Annotated in this window: 28 protein-coding genes; 1 reads left to right on the top strand and 27 read right to left on the bottom strand. The window is 65.4% G+C overall.

From position 1 onward, the window contains the following. Positions 1 to 30: 30 nt before the first annotated feature. The 4 genes from rpsM to ACZZZN_RS01715 form a co-directional block, all read right to left on the bottom strand. Positions 31 to 405: a 30S ribosomal protein S13 gene (gene rpsM, locus ACZZZN_RS01730; RefSeq protein WP_017829190.1), complete on the bottom strand. Its 375-nt coding sequence runs from the start codon at positions 403 to 405 to the stop codon at positions 31 to 33. A 160-nt stretch (positions 406 to 565) separates the two neighbouring features. Beyond that, the gene (rpmJ, locus tag ACZZZN_RS01725; protein ID WP_005050492.1) at positions 566 to 682 is read right to left on the bottom strand and encodes a 50S ribosomal protein L36; all 117 of its coding nucleotides are present in this window, start codon (positions 680 to 682) and stop codon (positions 566 to 568) included. Between the two features lie 64 nt (positions 683 to 746). Beyond that, the gene (infA, locus tag ACZZZN_RS01720; protein ID WP_017201569.1) at positions 747 to 968 is read right to left on the bottom strand and encodes a translation initiation factor IF-1; all 222 of its coding nucleotides are present in this window, start codon (positions 966 to 968) and stop codon (positions 747 to 749) included. Between the two features lie 175 nt (positions 969 to 1,143). After that, a complete protein-coding gene (locus ACZZZN_RS01715) occupies positions 1,144 to 1,803 on the bottom strand; it encodes a DsbA family protein (protein ID WP_463503522.1) in 660 nt (219 codons plus the stop codon). Positions 1,804 to 2,417: 614 nt separating this feature from the next. Between ACZZZN_RS01715 and ACZZZN_RS01710 the strand changes: the two genes are divergently transcribed. Beyond that, positions 2,418 to 3,413: a hypothetical protein gene (locus ACZZZN_RS01710; RefSeq protein WP_463503521.1), complete on the top strand. Its 996-nt coding sequence runs from the start codon at positions 2,418 to 2,420 to the stop codon at positions 3,411 to 3,413. A 384-nt stretch (positions 3,414 to 3,797) separates the two neighbouring features. Here the strand turns inward: ACZZZN_RS01710 and map are convergent, their stop codons facing one another. The 23 genes from map to rpsJ form a co-directional block, all read right to left on the bottom strand. Then, entirely contained in the window at positions 3,798 to 4,646 is an 849-nt protein-coding gene (gene map / locus ACZZZN_RS01705) for a type I methionyl aminopeptidase (RefSeq protein ID WP_463503520.1), read from the bottom strand. 9 nt (positions 4,647 to 4,655) lie between these two features. Next, positions 4,656 to 5,267, bottom strand: coding sequence for an adenylate kinase (locus ACZZZN_RS01700; protein ID WP_463506526.1), 612 nt, complete (start codon positions 5,265 to 5,267; stop codon positions 4,656 to 4,658). Beyond that, positions 5,267 to 6,589 (bottom strand): preprotein translocase subunit SecY, encoded by a 1,323-nt coding sequence (gene secY / locus ACZZZN_RS01695; protein ID WP_463503519.1) that lies wholly within the window; start codon positions 6,587 to 6,589, stop codon positions 5,267 to 5,269. The genes ACZZZN_RS01700 and secY overlap by 1 nt, the downstream gene beginning before the upstream one ends. A 101-nt stretch (positions 6,590 to 6,690) precedes the next feature. Further along, positions 6,691 to 7,320: a 50S ribosomal protein L15 gene (gene rplO / locus ACZZZN_RS01690; RefSeq protein ID WP_463503518.1), complete on the bottom strand. Its 630-nt coding sequence runs from the start codon at positions 7,318 to 7,320 to the stop codon at positions 6,691 to 6,693. Then, complete coding sequence (gene rpmD / locus ACZZZN_RS01685) at positions 7,320 to 7,505, bottom strand: 50S ribosomal protein L30 (RefSeq protein WP_067121122.1); 186 nt, start codon at positions 7,503 to 7,505, stop codon at positions 7,320 to 7,322. The genes rplO and rpmD overlap by 1 nt, the downstream gene beginning before the upstream one ends. Further along, complete coding sequence (rpsE, locus tag ACZZZN_RS01680; RefSeq protein ID WP_463503517.1) at positions 7,505 to 8,203, bottom strand: 30S ribosomal protein S5; 699 nt, start codon at positions 8,201 to 8,203, stop codon at positions 7,505 to 7,507. Before rpsE ends, rpmD begins: the two co-directional genes overlap by 1 nt. Then, complete coding sequence (gene rplR / locus ACZZZN_RS01675) at positions 8,200 to 8,559, bottom strand: 50S ribosomal protein L18 (protein ID WP_029260926.1); 360 nt, start codon at positions 8,557 to 8,559, stop codon at positions 8,200 to 8,202. Before rplR ends, rpsE begins: the two co-directional genes overlap by 4 nt. Positions 8,560 to 8,561: 2 nt before the next feature. Continuing rightward, positions 8,562 to 9,098 carry a 50S ribosomal protein L6 gene (gene rplF / locus ACZZZN_RS01670; RefSeq protein WP_463503516.1) on the bottom strand — a complete coding sequence of 179 codons (537 nt, stop codon included), beginning with the start codon at positions 9,096 to 9,098 and terminating at the stop codon, positions 8,562 to 8,564. 6 nt (positions 9,099 to 9,104) lie between these two features. Further along, positions 9,105 to 9,503, bottom strand: a complete 399-nt coding sequence (gene rpsH, locus ACZZZN_RS01665; protein WP_201471265.1) for a 30S ribosomal protein S8 — start codon at positions 9,501 to 9,503, stop codon at positions 9,105 to 9,107. 133 nt (positions 9,504 to 9,636) lie between these two features. Further along, positions 9,637 to 10,227, bottom strand: coding sequence for a 50S ribosomal protein L5 (gene rplE / locus ACZZZN_RS01660; protein WP_463503515.1), 591 nt, complete (start codon positions 10,225 to 10,227; stop codon positions 9,637 to 9,639). Then, positions 10,227 to 10,586: a 50S ribosomal protein L24 gene (gene rplX / locus ACZZZN_RS01655; RefSeq protein WP_056514171.1), complete on the bottom strand. Its 360-nt coding sequence runs from the start codon at positions 10,584 to 10,586 to the stop codon at positions 10,227 to 10,229. The genes rplE and rplX overlap by 1 nt, the downstream gene beginning before the upstream one ends. A 3-nt stretch (positions 10,587 to 10,589) precedes the next feature. Continuing rightward, a complete protein-coding gene (gene rplN / locus ACZZZN_RS01650; RefSeq protein WP_053097479.1) occupies positions 10,590 to 10,958 on the bottom strand; it encodes a 50S ribosomal protein L14 in 369 nt (122 codons plus the stop codon). Further along, positions 10,955 to 11,272, bottom strand: coding sequence for a 30S ribosomal protein S17 (rpsQ, locus tag ACZZZN_RS01645; RefSeq protein WP_463503514.1), 318 nt, complete (start codon positions 11,270 to 11,272; stop codon positions 10,955 to 10,957). The genes rplN and rpsQ overlap by 4 nt, the downstream gene beginning before the upstream one ends. After that, on the bottom strand, positions 11,272 to 11,589 hold the full coding sequence (gene rpmC, locus ACZZZN_RS01640; RefSeq protein ID WP_017829202.1) for a 50S ribosomal protein L29: 318 nt from the start codon (positions 11,587 to 11,589) through the stop codon (positions 11,272 to 11,274). Before rpmC ends, rpsQ begins: the two co-directional genes overlap by 1 nt. Continuing rightward, on the bottom strand, positions 11,589 to 12,008 hold the full coding sequence (gene rplP, locus ACZZZN_RS01635) for a 50S ribosomal protein L16 (protein WP_056312870.1): 420 nt from the start codon (positions 12,006 to 12,008) through the stop codon (positions 11,589 to 11,591). The genes rpmC and rplP overlap by 1 nt, the downstream gene beginning before the upstream one ends. After that, positions 12,008 to 12,763 (bottom strand): 30S ribosomal protein S3, encoded by a 756-nt coding sequence (rpsC, locus tag ACZZZN_RS01630; RefSeq protein WP_017201587.1) that lies wholly within the window; start codon positions 12,761 to 12,763, stop codon positions 12,008 to 12,010. The genes rplP and rpsC overlap by 1 nt, the downstream gene beginning before the upstream one ends. Then, positions 12,763 to 13,161: a 50S ribosomal protein L22 gene (gene rplV / locus ACZZZN_RS01625; protein ID WP_194765133.1), complete on the bottom strand. Its 399-nt coding sequence runs from the start codon at positions 13,159 to 13,161 to the stop codon at positions 12,763 to 12,765. The genes rpsC and rplV overlap by 1 nt, the downstream gene beginning before the upstream one ends. Before the next feature lie 25 nt (positions 13,162 to 13,186). Continuing rightward, positions 13,187 to 13,468, bottom strand: coding sequence for a 30S ribosomal protein S19 (rpsS, locus tag ACZZZN_RS01620; RefSeq protein WP_017829205.1), 282 nt, complete (start codon positions 13,466 to 13,468; stop codon positions 13,187 to 13,189). A 12-nt stretch (positions 13,469 to 13,480) separates the two neighbouring features. Continuing rightward, the gene (rplB, locus tag ACZZZN_RS01615; protein WP_067121105.1) at positions 13,481 to 14,320 is read right to left on the bottom strand and encodes a 50S ribosomal protein L2; all 840 of its coding nucleotides are present in this window, start codon (positions 14,318 to 14,320) and stop codon (positions 13,481 to 13,483) included. A 20-nt stretch (positions 14,321 to 14,340) separates the two neighbouring features. Then, complete coding sequence (gene rplW / locus ACZZZN_RS01610; RefSeq protein WP_017829206.1) at positions 14,341 to 14,664, bottom strand: 50S ribosomal protein L23; 324 nt, start codon at positions 14,662 to 14,664, stop codon at positions 14,341 to 14,343. After that, positions 14,661 to 15,323: a 50S ribosomal protein L4 gene (gene rplD, locus ACZZZN_RS01605; RefSeq protein ID WP_021201122.1), complete on the bottom strand. Its 663-nt coding sequence runs from the start codon at positions 15,321 to 15,323 to the stop codon at positions 14,661 to 14,663. Before rplD ends, rplW begins: the two co-directional genes overlap by 4 nt. Before the next feature lie 2 nt (positions 15,324 to 15,325). Continuing rightward, positions 15,326 to 15,985, bottom strand: coding sequence for a 50S ribosomal protein L3 (gene rplC, locus ACZZZN_RS01600; protein WP_463503513.1), 660 nt, complete (start codon positions 15,983 to 15,985; stop codon positions 15,326 to 15,328). Between the two features lie 8 nt (positions 15,986 to 15,993). After that, on the bottom strand, positions 15,994 to 16,302 hold the full coding sequence (gene rpsJ / locus ACZZZN_RS01595) for a 30S ribosomal protein S10 (RefSeq protein WP_017201594.1): 309 nt from the start codon (positions 16,300 to 16,302) through the stop codon (positions 15,994 to 15,996). Between the last annotated feature and the right edge of the window lie 557 nt (positions 16,303 to 16,859).

The raw sequence follows: 16,859 nt of genomic DNA, 5'->3' as shown, positions 1-16,859 counted from the left end.
AAGTGTTCTCCTAGTCCCTGGGGCCGCTGCTTAGCGGGCCTTCTTCTTGCCTGCGACGGTGCGCTTCGGGCCCTTGCGGGTACGGGCGTTGGTCTTGGTGCGCTGACCACGGACCGGGAGACCACGACGGTGGCGGATGCCCTCGTAGGAGCCGATCTCGACCTTGCGGCGGATGTCTGCGGCGACCTCGCGGCGGAGGTCACCCTCCACCTTGTAGTTGCCTTCGATGTGGTCGCGGAGGGCGATCAGCTGGTCGTCGCTGAGGTCCTTCACGCGGATGCTCTCGTCGATCTCCGTCGCCTTGAGGATCTCGACCGAGCGGGTACGGCCGACGCCGTAGATGTAGGTAAGGGCGATCACCACGCGCTTGTCGCGCGGGATGTCAACGCCGGCAAGACGTGCCATGCGGTTCTCCTGAGTGTTGTGGAGGTGTGGAGCAGGATCGGTGCTCGGGCCTCCGCCCCGAGGTGTCAGCTCCGGTGGGCCGTTGAGCCCGTCGAAACGTCTGATCCTGCCGGTGTGTGTTGAGTTGTGAGTCGGTCCGTAAGAGACCCGACGCCGGGGCTCAGCCCTGGCGCTGCTTGTGGCGCGGGTTGCTCTTGCAGATCACCATGACGCGGCCGTGACGGCGGATCACCTTGCAGTGATCGCAGATGGGCTTGACGCTGGGGTTGACCTTCATGATGTTTCCTGTTCGCTGTCTTCGTACCGCCCCGAGCTGGGGCAGGCCGTTACTTCTCGACCGATCAGCGGTAGCGGTAGACGATGCGGCCGCGAGTCAGGTCGTAGGGGCTGAGCTCCACGACCACGCGGTCCTCGGGGATGATGCGGATGTAGTTCTGTCGCATCTTTCCGGAGATGGTCGCCAGGACCTTGTGTCCGTTGGAGAGCTCAACGCGGAACATCGCGTTGGGCAGAGCCTCAGAGATCACACCTTCGATCTCGATGACACCGTCTTTCTTAGCCATAGCCTCGCTGACGCTTCTGCAGACCGGTCGATCTGCGGTGGGTGATTGGGATTGCGGTGCCGCGCCGATTCAGACACGCCGAATCAGGGCGCAAGGCACCAAAGATCTATGTTAGACGACGAAAGGAGTTCCGGCAACCTGAGCAGGATGCCGGAACTCCCGTCGTGTGGCTGGATCAGCCGAGGATCTTGGCGAACTCGGTCGCGATCTCCGCGTTCTCGATGCGGGTGCCGTTGACCTCGACGGTCGGAGTGCCGCTGATCTCCTGAGTCTTGGTCTGGGAATCCACGAACTTCATGTAGGTACCGTCCGCGATGCACTCAGCCGCAGCGCCGGCGCCGGCCTGCTCGGCCAGGGCACTCATCTCCTCCGCACTGAGGCCGGCCGAGTTCTCGGCAGGCTGGTTCTGGAACAGGAGGTTGAAGTAGTCGAGCGCTGCGTCAGGCGCCTCTTCAGCCACGCAGTACATCGAGCTGGCCGAGAGCGAGGAGAACTCCCCGGTCGTGGAGAGACGGTTGAGGATCGACACCGGGTGGATGTTGAGCGTGATCTCGTCGTTCGCCGCGGCGGTCTGCAGCTGCTCGCCATAGGCGTCCTCGAACTGTCCGCATACGGGGCACATGAAGTCGACGAACGTGTCGATCTCGTCCTCGCCGGAACCGAACGAGATGGCGCCGGTCTCCTGGTTGACGATCTCGCTGCTCGGAGCGGTTCCCGGGTCGGTCGCCTGGTTGTTCAGCAGCACCACCACGGTGGCGAGCACGGCCAGCACGACCACGACTGCCGCGGACACTCCGATCACGAACCAGTTGGTGTTGCTCTTCGCGGCTGCCATGGGTTTCCGTTTCTGTCGGGGCCCGCGAGACGGCGAACCCGGCGTGAAGTCTGCGGGTGCATGCGCACCCATACACCCATTGTGCCCGGAGATTCCTATGTGCGCGTTGTGACTATCTCCTGCCCCGCTTCGGTTCTGCCCGCTGTTGCGCGGCCCCGGCGGTTCTGCGAGACCGGCATCCGCTGTTCCGCGAGACCGGCATCCGTGCACGAGACCCACGACCACAGCGTGGGTCTCACCCGGCAAAGCAGGTCTCCGGTTGGGCCCACGCCCCCCACGGCACGAGACCGGCATCCGTGCACGAGACCCACGACCACAGCATGGGTCTCACCCCGCGTGGGAGGTCTCACCCGTGCCCCACGCCCCACGCCCCACGCGGAACGAGACCGGCATCCGTGCACGAGACCCACGACCACAGGGCGGGTCTCACCCGGCGAGGGCGGTCTCAGGTGGGACCTCCGGTGGGGGCTCAGGTGGGTCGATCTCCGAACAAACCGTCGACGACAACGAACCGCTCCTCCACTGCGCAGCATCCAGGGCCACTCCCCCACAGCATCCGGATCGATCAGCGCCCTCCGGCCGGCGATGTCCCTCCCCGTGGGGAGGATGCAGTTGTGCAGACACTCGCCGATCGCGCCTTCGTCACCTCCCCCGTGCCGCTGATCGTGAGTGCCGAGATGCGGATGCTGGGGCTGCGCGCAGCGAATCAGCGCCTCCGTCGTGTGCGGCCCGGCGTCCACGCACGTCGCGATCTGTACGACGCGCTTCGGCCGTGGCAACGGTACGCCGCGCGGGTGCACGCCTTCGCGCGGACGCATCCGGATGCGGTGCTGTGTCTCGAATCCGCCGCCGTGCTGCATGGCCTGCCGCACTTCGGCGAGACCGCCCTGATCCATGTGTTGGCGGATGCCGGTGAGAAGTCGCGACGGTTCGGTGATGTCGCGGTCCACTCTTCCGCGGATCCCCGAGGAGTCACCTCCATCGCCGGCATCCATTGCACAGGCCTGCTCGATACGGCCGTCGATCTGACGAGATTCCTGTCGCCGGCGAAGGGATTGGCCGTCGCCGATACCGCGATGTCACCGTTCCAAGGCGGAGACGTGCAGCTCTCAACCGCGGAGGAGATCCTCGACGGGCAGGTGAGCAGCAGGGGCCGTGCCCGCGCCCGATGGGCCTGGACCAATGCAGATGAAGGTTCGGAGTCGCCCGGCGAGAGCGTCAGCCGGGCAGTGATCGGATGGTGCGGATTCGAGACACCACAGCTGCAGACAGAGTTCTCGTATGAAGGCTCACACGACAGGGCCGACTTCTTCTTCCCGTCGTGTCGGGCCATAGGCGAGGCGGACGGATGGGCCAAGTACGACCTCGTTGATCCGGATGCTGGCGCTCAGCGCCTCGCCGATGAGAAGCGCCGCGAAGACAGGCTGCGCCGCAACGGGCATCCGATCGCGCGCTGGGATCTCGCCGACGCGTGGAAGGTCGACCCGCTTCGGGTCGCACTGCTTGCCGCCGGCGTACCCCTCGTGCGACCTCCGCAGGAAGGCATGCTCGCGTCGCTGAGCCTCAGTCCGCGCGAGGTGCCGCGGTCGCGCGCCGCACAACGCCCGTGACGCCCAGCCCCGACCGGTCGCGAGACCGACATCCGCGGACGAAACCCATGTCCCGCACACGGGTCTCACCCACGAACCACGGTCTCGGCAAGCCCCCGCCCCGCACGACCCCGGGCCGCGACGAAACCAGCATCCGTCGACGAAACCCACGGCCTGCACACGGGTCTCACCCGCAAACCGCGGTCTCGGCAAGCCGCCGCCCCTGTAGGACCCCAGCACGATCCAGGGCCGCAACGAAACCACCATCCGCCGACGAAACCCACGTCCTGCACACGGGTCTCACCCATAAACCACGGTCTCGCAGAACCGAACGCCAACGAACCGACCGCCAACAGAACCGACCGCCAACAGTCCGGCCGTCAGGCGGCCCGCGGACGCCCCGCGTCAGGCGATGGGTGCAGGCACCACGCCGAAGGGCGCGAGGCCCGCTGCTCCCCCGTCGGGCGCCGTGAGCACCCAGATGCCGCCGGAGTGCAAGGCGACGCTGTGCTCCCAGTGCGAGCCGTCGGTGCCGTCGACGGTCGAGACGGTCCAGTCATCGTCCTCGACGAACGTCTCGTCGCCGCCCGCGGTCACCATCGGCTCGATGGCGAGCACGAGTCCGGGCTTGACCTCGGCACCGGGGTCGGGCGTGCGGTAGTTGAAGACGCTCGGCGCCTCGTGCATCTTGCGTCCGATGCCGTGACCGACGTATTCGCGAAGGATGCCGTAAGTCTGCCCCGAGACGGCGGACGGACCCTGCGACTCGATGTAGCCCTGGATGGCAGCCCCGATGTCGCCGAGGTGAGAGGCGGATGCCATGGCCGCGATGCCGGCCCACATCGACCCCTCGGTCACGCGCGACAGCTCGAGTCGCTGGGCGACGAGCTCCCGCCGGCTTTCGTCGGGAACGACGACCGTGATCGCGCTGTCACCGTTCCAGCCCTGGTACTGCGCACCGCAGTCGATCGAGACGATGTCGCCCGCCTGCAGCACACGCTCACCGGGGATGCCGTGCACGACCTCCTCGTTCACCGAGATGCAGGTGGTGTGTCGGTAGCCGCGGACGAGCTGGAAGTTCGACTCCGCACCGCGCGCGAGAATGACGCGGTTGGCCTCGGCATCGAGCTCGAGGGTCGTCACGCCCGGGCGGATCAGCGGCCGCACGGCATCCAGAGCCGCAGCGGTGATGAGACCAGGCTCGACCATGGCTCGCAACTGAGCCGGGGTCTTGTAGATCGACTTGCGGAACATCGAGAGCGCTCAGGCAGCGAGACGCAGGCCGCGCGCGTTCAGCGCCGCGAACACCCGCTCGGTGATCTCGTCGAGCGAGCCGACGCCGTCGATGCGGTCGACGATGCCCCGGGCGCCGTACTCCTCGAGAATCGGAGCGGTCTCCTTCTCGTAGATGTCCAGGCGGTGCGCGATGCCCTCGTCGGTGTCGTCGGAGCGTCCCTGCTCGGCCGCACGCAGCTTGAGGCGCTCGATGCTCTCCTCACGGGGAACGTCGAGCAGGATGACAGCATCCAGCGACTCCCCGCGGCCCGTGAGGAACTCCTCGAGGTGCGCGACCTGTGCGGTGTTGCGCGGGTATCCGTCGAGCAGGAAGCCGTTGGCGGCGTCATCCTGTGCAAGACGATCGCGAACGATCTCGCTCGTCAGCTCATCGGGAACGAGATCGCCCTTGTCGAGGATCGCGGTGACCTGCTGGCCGAGGGGCGTGCCCTCTTTGATGTTCGCGCGGAAGATGTCGCCCGTCGAGACGACGGGGATGCCGTACGACTCGGCGATGCGAACGCCCTGCGTTCCCTTGCCGGAACCCTGCGGACCGACGATCAGCAACCTGGCCGTGGGTTGGTGAGCCTGTCGAACCATCATCGGAGGAGCCCTTCGTAGTGACGCTGCTGCAGCTGCGCGTCGATCTGCTTGACCGTCTCGAGACCGACACCCACGATGATGAGGATCGATGCGCCACCGAACGGGAAGTTCTGGTTGGCGCCGACGGTGGCGAGAGCGATCAGCGGGATCAGCGCGATGAGACCCAGGTAGATGGATCCGGGCAGCGTGATGCGGGTGAGCACGTAGTCGAGGTACTCGGCGGTCGGACGACCGGCACGGATGCCGGGGATGAACCCGCCGTACTTCTTCATGTTGTCGGCGACCTCGACCGGGTTGAAGGTGATCGCGACGTAGAAGTAGGTGAAGCCGATGATCAGCAGGAAGTACGCCAGCATGTAGATCGGCTGGTCACCGGTGGTGAAGTACGTCGAGATCCAGGTGACCCACGCGGCGGGCTCGGAGCCGTCCTGCGGGGTGTTGAACTGGGCGATCAGCGCCGGGATGTAGAGCAGCGACGACGCGAAGATCACGGGGATCACACCCGCCATGTTGACCTTGATCGGGATGTACGTGTTGGTGCCGCCGTAGGTGCGGCGACCGACCATGCGCTTGGCGTACTGCACGGGGATGCGTCGCTGGGACTGCTCGACGAAGACGACGAGCCCCATCACGATGATTCCCACCGCGAGGACCATGAGGAACACCTCGAAACCACGGCTCTCCCAGATGAGCCACATGGCGCCGGGGAAGGTCGCGGCGATGGAGGTGAAGATGAGCAGCGACATGCCGTTGCCGATGCCGCGCTCGGTGACGAGCTCGGCGAACCACATGATGAGGCCGGTGCCTGCGGTCATCGCCATGATGATGAGCAGCTGCGCCCACCACACGTCGTTGGTGAGGAGGTTCTGGCACGCGGCGATCTCGGTGGTGCCGAACAGCTGACCGCTGCGGGCCACCGTGACCAGCGTGGTCGACTGCAGCAGCGCGAGCGCGATCGTGAGGTAGCGCGTGTACTGGGTGAGCTTGGCCTGACCGGCCTGACCCTCTTTGTGCAGCGCCTCGAAGTGCGGGATGACCACGCGGAGGAGCTGGGTGATGATCGTCGCGGTGATGTACGGCATGACGCCGAGCGCGAAGATCGAAAGCTGGAGAAGCGCGCCACCCGAGAACAGGTTGACGAGCCCGAGCAGTCCCTCGGTGCCCGCATTGAGAGCGAGGCACTCCTCGACGTTCGGGAAATTCACGAACGGAGCGGGGACGTTGGAGCCGAGCCGGTAGATCGCGATGATCGCGAGAGTGAAACCGATCTTTCGACGCAGGTCTGGCGTGCGGAAGATCCGCGCGATGGCGCTAAACAAGGACGTGCCTCCTGAAAAGGTTGCCGATCCTGAGGACGGCTGAAAGAACAGGCTAACCCATAAGAGGGGCCGGAGAATCTCCGACCCCTCTCATGAAGTGGTTACTTGACGGATCCGCCGGCCGCCACGATCTTCTGCTCGGCAGAACCCGAGACCTTGTCGACCGCAACGGTGAGCTTCACGGCGATGTCGCCGTCTCCGAGAACCTTGACCTTCTCGTTCTTGCGAACGGCACCCTTGGCGACCAGGTCGCTGATGGTGACGTCGCCACCCTTGGGGTACAGCTCCGCGAGCTTCTCCAGGTTCACGACCTGGTACTCCACGCGGAACGGGTTCTTGAACCCGCGCAGCTTCGGGGTGCGCATGTGCAGCGGCATCTGCCCGCCCTCGAAGCCGACGCGAACGGTGTTACGAGCCTTGGTGCCCTTGGTACCACGACCCGCGGTCTTACCCTTGGAGCCCTCACCGCGACCGACACGGGTCTTCGCGGTGTTGGATCCGGGGACCGGACGCAGGTGGTGCACCTTCAGCACGCCGGGGCGGGATGCCGGAGCATCCTTCTTCGGCGCAGCCTTCTTGGCAGCGGGCTTCTTGGCAGCAGCCTCGGTCTTGGTGCCTGCAGCAGCTGCGGGCGCCTTCTTCGCGGCGGGCTTCTTGGCGGCAGCTGCCTTGGGGGCAGCGGCCTTCTTCGGGGCCTTCTCAGCCTCGACGGCTTCGTTCTTCTCAGCCATTAGTCGATCTCCTCAACCTTGACGAGGTGCGCGACGGTCTTGACGTAGCCGCGCGTCTGCGCGTCGTCGGGGCGAACGGTGCTATCACCGATGCGCTTGAGACCGAGCGAACGCAGCGTGTCGCGCTGGTTCTGCTTCTCACTCACCTTGGACTTGATCTGCGTCACCTTGAGCCGGGCGGCCATCAGGCACCTACCTTCTGTGCGGCGATGGCGTCAGCCTCGGCGCGGACAAGACGCGCGGGGGCGACCTGGTCGAACTCGAGGCCACGACGCGCGGCGACCGCACGGGGCTCCTCGAGCATCTTCAGGGCCTCCACCGTCGCGTGCACGATGTTGATCGTGTTCGACGAACCGAGCGACTTCGACAGCACGTCGTGGATACCGGCGCACTCGAGCACGGCGCGGACCGGACCACCGGCGATAACACCGGTACCGGCAGCAGCCGGACGAAGCAGGACGACGCCTGCCGCGGCCTCACCCTGCACGGGGTGCGGGATGGTGCTTCCGACGCGCGGAACGCGGAAGAAGTTGCGCTTGGCCTCTTCGACACCCTTCGAGATGGCCAGGGGCACCTCACGGGCCTTGCCGTAGCCGACGCCCACCAGACCGTTGCCGTCGCCGACGACCACGAGAGCGGTGAAGCTGAAGCGACGACCACCCTTCACGACCTTCGAGACGCGGTTGATGGTGACGACGCGCTCGAGGAACTGGTTGTCCCCACGGTCACGCGAGTTGCGGTCACGACCACCCTGGTTGCGGTCACCACGACCGCCGCCGCGGCGGTTGTCGCGCTGAGACGGCTCTGCCTGCGTGGTGCCGGCCGCGGTCTCGGAAGTGGCAGCAGCCGCTTCGGTCACTTCGTTCTCCTTGTTGTCACTCACAGTGCCAGACCCCCCTCGCGGGCGCCGTCGGCGATGGCGGCGACACGACCTGCGTAGCGGTTGCCGCCACGGTCGAACACTGCCTCGGAAACGCCTGCAGCCTTCGCACGCTCGGCGAGAAGCTCGCCGACCTTGCGGGCCTTGGCGGTCTTGTCACCCTCGAGCGAGCGCAGGTCGGTCTCGAGCGTCGAAGCCGACGCCACGGTGTGACCCTTGCTGTCGTCGACAAGCTGCACGAAGACGTGGCGAGCCGAACGGTTGACGACGAGGCGCGGACGCACCTCGGTGCCGACGACCTTCTTGCGAAGGCGGGCGTGACGACGCGCGCGGGCGTCAGACTTTGACTTGAGAGCCATGGTTACTTACCACTCTTTCCGGCCTTGCGACGCACGTTCTCGCCGGCGTAGCGCACGCCCTTGCCCTTGTACGGCTCGGGCTTGCGGATCTTGCGGATGTTGGCAGCTGCCTCGCCGACAGCCTGCTTGTCGATCCCGCTGACGGTGAGCTTGTTGGTGCCCTCGACCGTGAGCGTGATGCCGGCGGGCGGGTCGATCAGGACCGGGTGCGAGAAGCCCAGGGCGAACTCGACCGAGCTGCCCTTCTGAGCGACGCGGTAACCGGTGCCGACGACCTCGAGACCCTTGGTGTAGCCCTGGGTCACGCCGATGATGTTGTTGTTGATGAGCGTGCGGGTCAGGCCGTGAAGCGACCGCGACTCGCGCTCGTCGTCGGGACGAGTGACGAGAACCTGGTTCTCCTCGACCGCGACCTCGATGGGGTTGGCGACCGTCAGGGTGAGCTCACCCTTGGGGCCCTTCACCGCGACCTCACGGCCTGCGACCGAAACGGTCACGCCCGCGGGAACGTCGATGGGAAGTCGTCCGATACGCGACATTTTCGATTACCACACGTAGGCGAGAACTTCTCCGCCCACGCCCTTCTGCTCTGCCTGACGGTCGGTGAGAAGACCGGAGGAGGTGGACAGGATGGCCACGCCGAGGCCGCCGAGGACCTTGGGGAGCTCGGTGGACTTCGCGTAGACGCGGAGGCCGGGCTTCGACACGCGCTTGATGCCCGCGATCGAACGCTCGCGGTTGGGGCCGTACTTCAACTGCAGCGTGAGGTTCTTGCCCACGCGAGCGTCTGAGGTCTCCCAGCCGGCGATGTAGCCCTCCTGCTGGAGGATGTCGGCGATGTGCGTCTTCAGCTTGCTCGACGGCAGCGTCACGGAATCGTGGTGCGCCGAGTTCGCGTTGCGCAGACGGGTCAGCAGATCTGCGACCGGGTCTGTCATTGTCATTGGTGTTTTCCTTTGTTCATACGGTTCCGGCTGCCGTTACACGACAGACGGCCTGCGATGAGCACGCAATCTTCGAGTCTACGTGCAATTCGACGGGCTCAGTGACCACTGGCCTCTGAGCCCGTCGAAGGTGCTACGCCTTGGCGTCTTCCGACCGGAACGGGAAGCCGAGGTGACGCAGCAGAGCGCGACCCTCGTCATCCGTCTTCGCGGTGGTGACGACAGTGATGTCGAAACCGCGAACCCGGTCGATCTTGTCCTGGTCGATCTCGTGGAACACGCTCTGCTCCTGGAGACCGAAGGTGTAGTTGCCGTTGCCGTCGAACTGCTTGGCCGACAGTCCGCGGAAGTCGCGGATGCGGGGCAGTGCGAGCGACACGAGGCGGTCCACGAACTCCCACGCGCGGTCACCACGGAGGGTGACGTGCGCGCCGATGGCCTGGCCCTCACGCAGCTTGAACTGCGCGATGGACTTGCGGGCCTTCGTGACGATCGGCTTCTGGCCGGTGATCTTGGTGAGGTCCTCGACCGCACCATCGATCACCTTGCTGTCGCGAGCTGCCTCGCCGACACCGGTGTTCACGACGACCTTGACCAGTCCGGGGATCTGCATGACGTTCGCGTAGCCGAACTCTTCCTGCAGGGCCTTCTTGATCTCGGAGTTGTACTTCGCCTTCAGGCGGGGCTGGATCTTGCCAGCCACCGCAGCGTCGGTGGTTGCCATCAGAGGTCCTTACCTGACTTCTTCGCGTAACGCACGCGGACGGTGCGCTTGACGCCGTCCTTGGTCTGCTCCTCGACCCGGTGGCCGACCTTGGTCGGCTTCTTGGTCGAGGGGTCGACGACTGCGACGTTCGAGATGTGGATGGACGCCTCGACAGTCTCGAGGCCTCCCGTCTTGGTGCCACGCTGCGTCTGTCCGACGCGCGTGTGCTTGGTGACGTAGTTCACGCCTTCGACGATGATGCGGTTCTTGTCGGCCAGGATCTCGAGGACCTTGCCCTGCTTGCCGCGATCGCCGCCACGCTCCTGCGTGGCTCCGGTGATGACCTGAACCAGGTCACCCTTCTTGATCTTCGCCATGACTTAAATAACCTCCGGCGCCAGCGAGACGATCTTCATGAACTTCTTGTCACGAAGCTCGCGACCGACCGGTCCGAAGATACGGGTGCCGCGGGGCTCCCCGTCGTTCTTCAGGATCACGGCGGCGTTCTCGTCGAACTTGATGTACGAGCCGTCGGGACGGCGCGTGGACTTGACCGTGCGGACGATGACGGCCTTGACCACATCGCCCTTCTTGACGTTTCCGCCGGGGATCGCGTCCTTGACGGTCGCGACGATGGTGTCACCCAGACCGGCGTAACGACGACGCGAGCCGCCGAGCACACGGATGGTGAGCAGCTCCTTCGCGCCGGTGTTGTCGGCGACCTTGAGGCGAGACTCCTGCTGAATCACTTGGCCTTCTCCAGAATCTCCACCAGACGCCAGCGCTTGGTGGCGCTCAGCGGGCGGGTCTCGTTGATCAGGACGAGGTCGCCGATGCCGGCGGCGTTCGCCTCATCGTGCGCCTTGACCTTCGAGGTGCGGCGGATGACCTTGCCGTAAAGCGGGTGCTTCACGCGGTCCTCGACCTCGACCACGATGGTCTTGTCCATCTTGTCGCTGACGACGTAGCCACGGCGCGACTTGCGGTAACCGCGGGCGTCTTCGTCGCGGACGTCGTGAGCGGCGTGCTCAGCCTCGACTGCGGCTTCCTTCTTGGTGGCCATCACTCAGCCTCTTCCTTCACGGCGTCGTCAGCGGAGTCCGCCTTCTTCGCCTTCGACTTGGTCGCCTTCTTGGCCGGAGCCTCGACCGGAGCGGGCGTCGCACGGATGCCCAGCTCGCGTTCGCGGATCACGGTGTAGAGGCGCGCGATGTCGCGCTTGACGGCGCGGATGCGGCCGTGGCTCTCCAGCTGGCCGGTGGCCGACTGGAAACGGAGGTTGAACAGCTCCTCCTTGGCCTTACGCAGCTCCTCAACGAGGCGCTGGTCTTCGAACGTGTCGAGCTCTGCCGGAGCGAGCTCCTTGGTGCCGATCGCCATTACGCGTCGCCCTCCTCGCGCTTGATGATGCGTGCCTTGAGAGGCAGCTTGTGAATGGCACGGGTCAGTGCCTCGCGAGCGAGTTCCTCGCTCACGCCTGAGACCTCGAAGAGGACGCGACCCGGCTTGACGTTGGCGACCCACCACTCGGGGGAACCCTTACCGGAACCCATGCGGGTTTCGGCAGGCTTCTTCGTGAGGGGACGGTCGGGGTAGATGTTGATCCACACCTTGCCGCCACGCTTGATGTGACGTGTGACCGCAATACGAGCGGACTCGATCTGGCGGTTGGTGACATACGCAGGCGTGAGCGCCTGGATGCCGTACTCGCCGAAGGAGACCTTCGTGCCACCGGTCGCCTGGCCGCTACGGCCGGGGTGGTGCTGCTTGCGGAACTTGACCTTACGGGGAATAAGCATCAGGCAGACGCTCCTTCTGCGACGGGTGCCTCGTTGCGCGGTGCACGACGACGGTCGCCACCACGGTCATCACGACGAGCCTTGGGGGCGTTGGCCTGCTCGCGAGCGAGCTCCTTCGCCGTCAGGTCGCCCTTGTAGATCCAGACCTTCACGCCGATGCGGCCGAAGGTGGTCTTCGCCTCGTAGAAGCCGTAGTCGATGTTCGCGCGCAGCGTGTGCAGCGGCACACGACCCTCGCGGTAGAACTCCGAGCGGCTCATCTCGGCGCCGCCGAGGCGGCCGGAGACCTGGATGCGGATGCCCTTGGCGCCAGCGCGCTGCGCGCCCTGGAGACCCTTGCGCATCGCACGACGGAACGCCACGCGAGCAGAGAGCTGCTCGGCGATGCCCTGTGCGACGAGCTGAGCGTCGGCCTCGGGGTTCTTGACCTCGAGGATGTTCAGCTGGATCTGCTTGCCCGAGAGCTTCTCGAGGTCGCCGCGGATGCGCTCGGCCTCGGCTCCACGACGACCGATCACGATGCCCGGACGGGCGGTGTGGATGTCGACGCGGACGCGGTCACGGGTGCGCTCGATCTCGATGTTCGAGACACCGGCGCGGTCGAGCTGCGTCTTCAGCAGGTTGCGGATCTTGATGTCCTCGGCGACGTAGTCGGCGTAACGCTGACCCGGCTTCGTCGAGTCCGAGAACCAGCGCGACACGTGGTCAGTCGTGATACCGAGACGGAAGCCGTACGGGTTTACCTTCTGTCCCATTACTTGCTCGCCTTCTTGTTGCTGTCGCTCGCGGCAGCCGGGGCTGCAGCAGGCGTCGAGAGCACGACCGTGATGTGGCTCGTGCGCTTCTTGATCTGGAAAGCGCGACCCTGTGCACGGGGCTGGAAACGCTTGAGCGTCGTGCCCTCGTCGACGTAGGCGTTAGCCACGTACAGGTCCTGCTCGTCGAGGTACTCGCCGTCACGATCCGCCTTGACCTGTGCGTTGGCCATGGCCGACGCGACAAGCTTGTAGATCGGCTCACTGGCGCTCTGCTGTGCGAACTTCAGGATCGCCAGAGCCTCCTGGGCCTGCTTGCCCTTGATGAGCGCGACGACACGACGAGCCTTCTGAGGGGTCACGCGGATGTGTCGCACGCGTGCGATGGACTCCACCATTTCTCTCTCCTCTATCGCCACCGCGTCAGCGGCGGCGGCCCTTCTTGTCGTCCTTCTCGTGGCCGCGGAAGGTGCGGGTGGGCGCGAACTCGCCCAGTTTGTGGCCGACCATGGTCTCGGACACAAACACGGGGATGTGCTTGCGACCGTCGTGGACCGCGATCGTGTGACCCAGCATGGCCGGGATGATCATGGACCGGCGAGACCAGGTCTTGATGACGTTCTTGGTGCCGGCTTCGTTCTGCACGACCACCTTGCGAAGCAGGTGATCGTCGACGAAGGGGCCCTTCTTAAGACTGCGAGGCATCTTCTCTTACTCCTACTTACGCTTCTTGCCGGCGTTACGACGACGCACGATGTACTTGTCGCTTTCCTTGTTGGCGTGACGGGTACGACCCTCAGCCTGACCCCAAGGAGAGACGGGGTGACGTCCACCGGACGTCTTGCCCTCGCCACCACCGTGCGGGTGGTCGACCGGGTTCATGGCGACACCACGCACGGTCGGGCGGACGCCCTTCCAGCGCATGCGGCCGGCCTTACCCCAGTTGATGTTCGACTGCTCGGCGTTGCCGACCTCGCCGATGGTCGCGCGGCAGCGCGCATCGACGTTGCGGATCTCGCCCGAGGGCAGACGCAGCTGAGCGAAGTTGCCATCCTTGGCGACGAGACGGACGGATGCACCGGCCGAACGTGCCATCTTCGCGCCGCCACCGGGACGGAGCTCGATCGCGTGGATGACGGTACCCGTCGGGATGTTCTTCAGCGGGAGGTTGTTACCCGGCTTGATGTCGGCGCCAGCGCCGGACTCGACGACGTCGCCCTGCTTCAGCTTCGCCGGCGCGAGGATGTAGCGCTTCTCGCCGTCGAAGTAGTGCAGCAGCGCGATGCGCGCGGTGCGGTTGGGGTCGTACTCGATGTGAGCGACCTTGGCGTCGACGCCGTCCTTGTCATTGCGACGGAAGTCGATGACACGGTACTGGCGCTTGTGGCCACCACCGATGTGACGGGTCGTGATGCGGCCCTGGTTGTTACGACCACCGGTCTTCGAGAGCGGGCGCAGCAGCGACTTCTCCGGCGTCGATCGGGTGATCTCGGCGAAGTCAGCCACCGACGAGCCGCGACGGCCCGGGGTCGTGGGCTTGTACTTGCGAATAGCCATTATTGTCCTTATCCCCCGGATCAGCCGATTGCCGTGAAGATGTCGATGGTGCCCGACTTCAGGGTCACGATGGCGCGCTTGGTGTCCTTGCGCTTGCCGGTGCCGAAGCGGGTGCGACGAGCCTTGCCGACGCGGTTGAGGGTGTTGACCCCTGCGACCTTGACGCCGAAGATCTTCTCGATGGCGAGCTTGATCTCGGTCTTCGAAGCGCGCGGGTCCACGAGGAAGGTGTACTTACCCTCATCGATGAGACCGTAGCTCTTCTCGGACACGACCGGCTTCAGGATGATGTCGCGCGGGTCCTTGTTCAGGGCCGTCTGGAGAACAGATGCCTGCTCGCTCATGCGGAGACCTCCTGGTTGGCGCCGGACTTCGAGGCGATGAAGCCCTCGAGGGCGGCCTGGGTGAAGACGATGTCGTCGGAGACGAGCACGTCGTATGCGTTGAGCTGGTCGAACGTCAGCACGTGCAGGTTCGACAGGTTGCGGATGCTCTTCAGCGTCACGTCGTCGTTGCGCTCGATGACGACGAGAACGTTCTTCGACGAGACGACGTTGGTGAGGAAGTTCACCGCGGTCTTGGTCGAAGGCGTTCCGTCGATGCCGAAGGACTCGATGGCGTGGATGCGGTCACCGCGGAAGCGGTCGCTGAGCGCGCCCAGGAGGGCGGCGGCGATCATCTTCTTGGGGGTGCGCTGCGAGTAGTCGCGCGGCTTGGGGCCGTGCACGATTCCACCGCCGGTCATGTGCGGCGCGCGGATCGAGCCCTGACGGGCGTTACCCGTGCCCTTCTGCTTGAAGGGCTTGCGGCCTGCACCCGAGACCTCACCGCGACGCTTGGTCGAGTGCGTTCCCTGGCGAGCGGCCGCGAGCTGCGCGACGACGACCTGGTGGATGAGCGGGATGTTCGTCTTGGCGTCGAACAGCGCGGCGGGAAGCTCGATCGAGCCTGCCTTCTTGCCGTCTGCCTTGAGGACGTCAAGCGCGAGAGTGGAGTCAGCCATGATCAGGCACCCTTCACTGCGTTGCGGACGTAGACGATGCGGCCACGAGCACCGGGGACGGCGCCCTTGACGAGCAGCAGACCCTTCTCGATGTCGACGGCGTGCACCGTGAGGTTGAGGACGGTCACGCGCTCGCCACCCATACGGCCGGCCATGCGCATGCCCTTGAAGACGCGGCTCGGGGTCGACGATGCGCCGATGGAGCCGGGCTTGCGGTGGTTGCGGTGCGAACCGTGCGATGCCGAGACGCCCTTGAAGTTGTGACGCTTCATGACACCGGCGAAGCCCTTACCCTTGCTCGTGCCGACGACGTCGACGAGCTGTCCGGCTTCGAAGGTTGCGTCGACCGTGAGCTCCTGGCCCAGGGTGTAGTCGCCGGCATCCGCGGTGCGGATCTCGGTGACGTGACGACGCGGCGTGACGCCGGCAGCCTCGAAGTGAGCGGTGAGGGGCTTGTTCACCTTGCGCGGGTCGATCTGACCGTAGGCGATCTGAACGGCCTTGTAGCCGTCCTTCTCGGGGGTACGGATCTGAGTGACCACGTTCGGCGCGAGCTCGATGACGGTGACGGGAACGAGCTTGCCGCTCTCGTTCCACACCTGGGTCATGCCGAGCTTCGTGCCCAGCATGCCCTTGGAAATCTTTGCGTTGATGTCAGCCATGTCGAACCTCAGAGCTTGATCTCGATGTTGACATCGGCAGGCAGGTCGAGGCGCATCAGCGAGTCGACAGCCTTGGGCGTCGGGTCGACGATGTCGATCAGACGCTTGTGGGTGCGCATCTCGAAGTGCTCGCGGCTGTCCTTGTACTTGTGCGGCGACCGGATGACGCACACGACGTTCTTCTCGGTCGGAAGGGGCACGGGGCCGACGACCGTGGCGCCCGCGCGGGTCACCGTGTCGACGATCTTGCGTGCGGACGTGTCGATGACCTCGTGGTCATACGACTTCAGGCGAATGCGGATCTTCTGTCCCGCCATTGTCTGCTCTCTCTCTTTAGGCGTCTTACCGTCCGGGGCCGGGTGACCCTGGGGCATTGGACGCACGTCGGCGCTGTTCGCGCCTCGGCACTTCGAACGACTCTTGCGAGCTGATCTGCTGCACCACTGTTCTGCTGTCATCCCGCTCGCCTCTCAGCGAGCGGATATCCGACCTTCGCCGCGCACGGCGAAGCCCTCGTGATGAAGATGTCGGGATCGTTCTGCCACCCGCGGCCTAGGTCCCTGCGCGTCTGCGCCGCCTATGCACTGCCGTGATGGTGATCCAGCCCACGCTGAGAGCGCCGGAATGTCGAACCTGTCTATTCTGCCACGGCGGATTTCCGTTGTGCAAACCCGGGCGTGTCGCGTTTGCTGAGCATCCGCTGAGCGCGCCCGCGCGGCCCCGGGCTGAGTGCCTCGGAACCGCGCCTCCGATCCGTCAGAGAACCGGAGAGAGCGGGGCGAGGCATCCCCATGCCTCGCCCCGCTTGGGGAGGGCGTTCGGTGCGAGGGGGCACACCGAACGCGAGGAGTCCGGCGTGAAGGGACGCCGTCTT

It is taken from the genome of Microbacterium sp. AC145 (assembly GCF_979258505.1).
Note: the sequence above shows the minus strand (reverse complement) of the source record. Positions and strands in the feature narration are given on the sequence as shown.

Excerpts from the sequence above, each read along its gene's own strand:
- rplC (WP_463503513.1), bottom strand. The coding sequence starts at position 15,985 with ATGGCTGACATCAACGCAAAGATTTCCAAGGGCATGCTGGGCACGAAG.
- rplP (WP_056312870.1), bottom strand. The coding sequence starts at position 12,008 with ATGCTTATTCCCCGTAAGGTCAAGTTCCGCAAGCAGCACCACCCCGGC.
- map (WP_463503520.1), bottom strand. The coding sequence starts at position 4,646 with ATGTTCCGCAAGTCGATCTACAAGACCCCGGCTCAGTTGCGAGCCATG.
- rpsH (WP_201471265.1), bottom strand. The coding sequence starts at position 9,503 with ATGACAATGACAGACCCGGTCGCAGATCTGCTGACCCGTCTGCGCAAC.
- rpsM (WP_017829190.1), bottom strand. The coding sequence starts at position 405 with ATGGCACGTCTTGCCGGCGTTGACATCCCGCGCGACAAGCGCGTGGTG.
- rpsJ (WP_017201594.1), bottom strand. The coding sequence starts at position 16,302 with ATGGCGGGACAGAAGATCCGCATTCGCCTGAAGTCGTATGACCACGAG.
- rplB (WP_067121105.1), bottom strand. The coding sequence starts at position 14,320 with ATGGCTATTCGCAAGTACAAGCCCACGACCCCGGGCCGTCGCGGCTCG.
- rplV (WP_194765133.1), bottom strand. The coding sequence starts at position 13,161 with ATGGTGGAGTCCATCGCACGCGTGCGACACATCCGCGTGACCCCTCAG.
- ACZZZN_RS01715 (WP_463503522.1), bottom strand. The coding sequence starts at position 1,803 with ATGGCAGCCGCGAAGAGCAACACCAACTGGTTCGTGATCGGAGTGTCC.
- rpmD (WP_067121122.1), bottom strand. The coding sequence starts at position 7,505 with ATGGCCGCCCGGCTCAAGGTGACGCAGATCAAGTCCAAGGTGAGTGAG.
- rpsS (WP_017829205.1), bottom strand. The coding sequence starts at position 13,468 with ATGCCTCGCAGTCTTAAGAAGGGCCCCTTCGTCGACGATCACCTGCTT.
- ACZZZN_RS01700 (WP_463506526.1), bottom strand. The coding sequence starts at position 5,267 with ATGGTTCGACAGGCTCACCAACCCACGGCCAGGTTGCTGATCGTCGGT.
- rpmJ (WP_005050492.1), bottom strand. The coding sequence starts at position 682 with ATGAAGGTCAACCCCAGCGTCAAGCCCATCTGCGATCACTGCAAGGTG.
- infA (WP_017201569.1), bottom strand. The coding sequence starts at position 968 with ATGGCTAAGAAAGACGGTGTCATCGAGATCGAAGGTGTGATCTCTGAG.
- rplF (WP_463503516.1), bottom strand. The coding sequence starts at position 9,098 with ATGTCGCGTATCGGACGACTTCCCATCGACGTTCCCGCGGGCGTGACC.
- rplX (WP_056514171.1), bottom strand. The coding sequence starts at position 10,586 with ATGGCGAAGATCAAGAAGGGTGACCTGGTTCAGGTCATCACCGGAGCC.
- rpsQ (WP_463503514.1), bottom strand. The coding sequence starts at position 11,272 with ATGGCCACCAAGAAGGAAGCCGCAGTCGAGGCTGAGCACGCCGCTCAC.
- rplR (WP_029260926.1), bottom strand. The coding sequence starts at position 8,559 with ATGGCTCTCAAGTCAAAGTCTGACGCCCGCGCGCGTCGTCACGCCCGC.
- rplD (WP_021201122.1), bottom strand. The coding sequence starts at position 15,323 with ATGGCTGACTCCACTCTCGCGCTTGACGTCCTCAAGGCAGACGGCAAG.
- rplW (WP_017829206.1), bottom strand. The coding sequence starts at position 14,664 with ATGAGCGAGCAGGCATCTGTTCTCCAGACGGCCCTGAACAAGGACCCG.
- rplO (WP_463503518.1), bottom strand. The coding sequence starts at position 7,320 with ATGGCTGAGAAGAACGAAGCCGTCGAGGCTGAGAAGGCCCCGAAGAAG.
- rpmC (WP_017829202.1), bottom strand. The coding sequence starts at position 11,589 with ATGGCGATCGGCACCAAGGAGCTCGCTCCGGCAGAGCTCGACACGTTC.
- rplE (WP_463503515.1), bottom strand. The coding sequence starts at position 10,227 with ATGGCAACCACCGACGCTGCGGTGGCTGGCAAGATCCAGCCCCGCCTG.
- rpsC (WP_017201587.1), bottom strand. The coding sequence starts at position 12,763 with ATGGGACAGAAGGTAAACCCGTACGGCTTCCGTCTCGGTATCACGACT.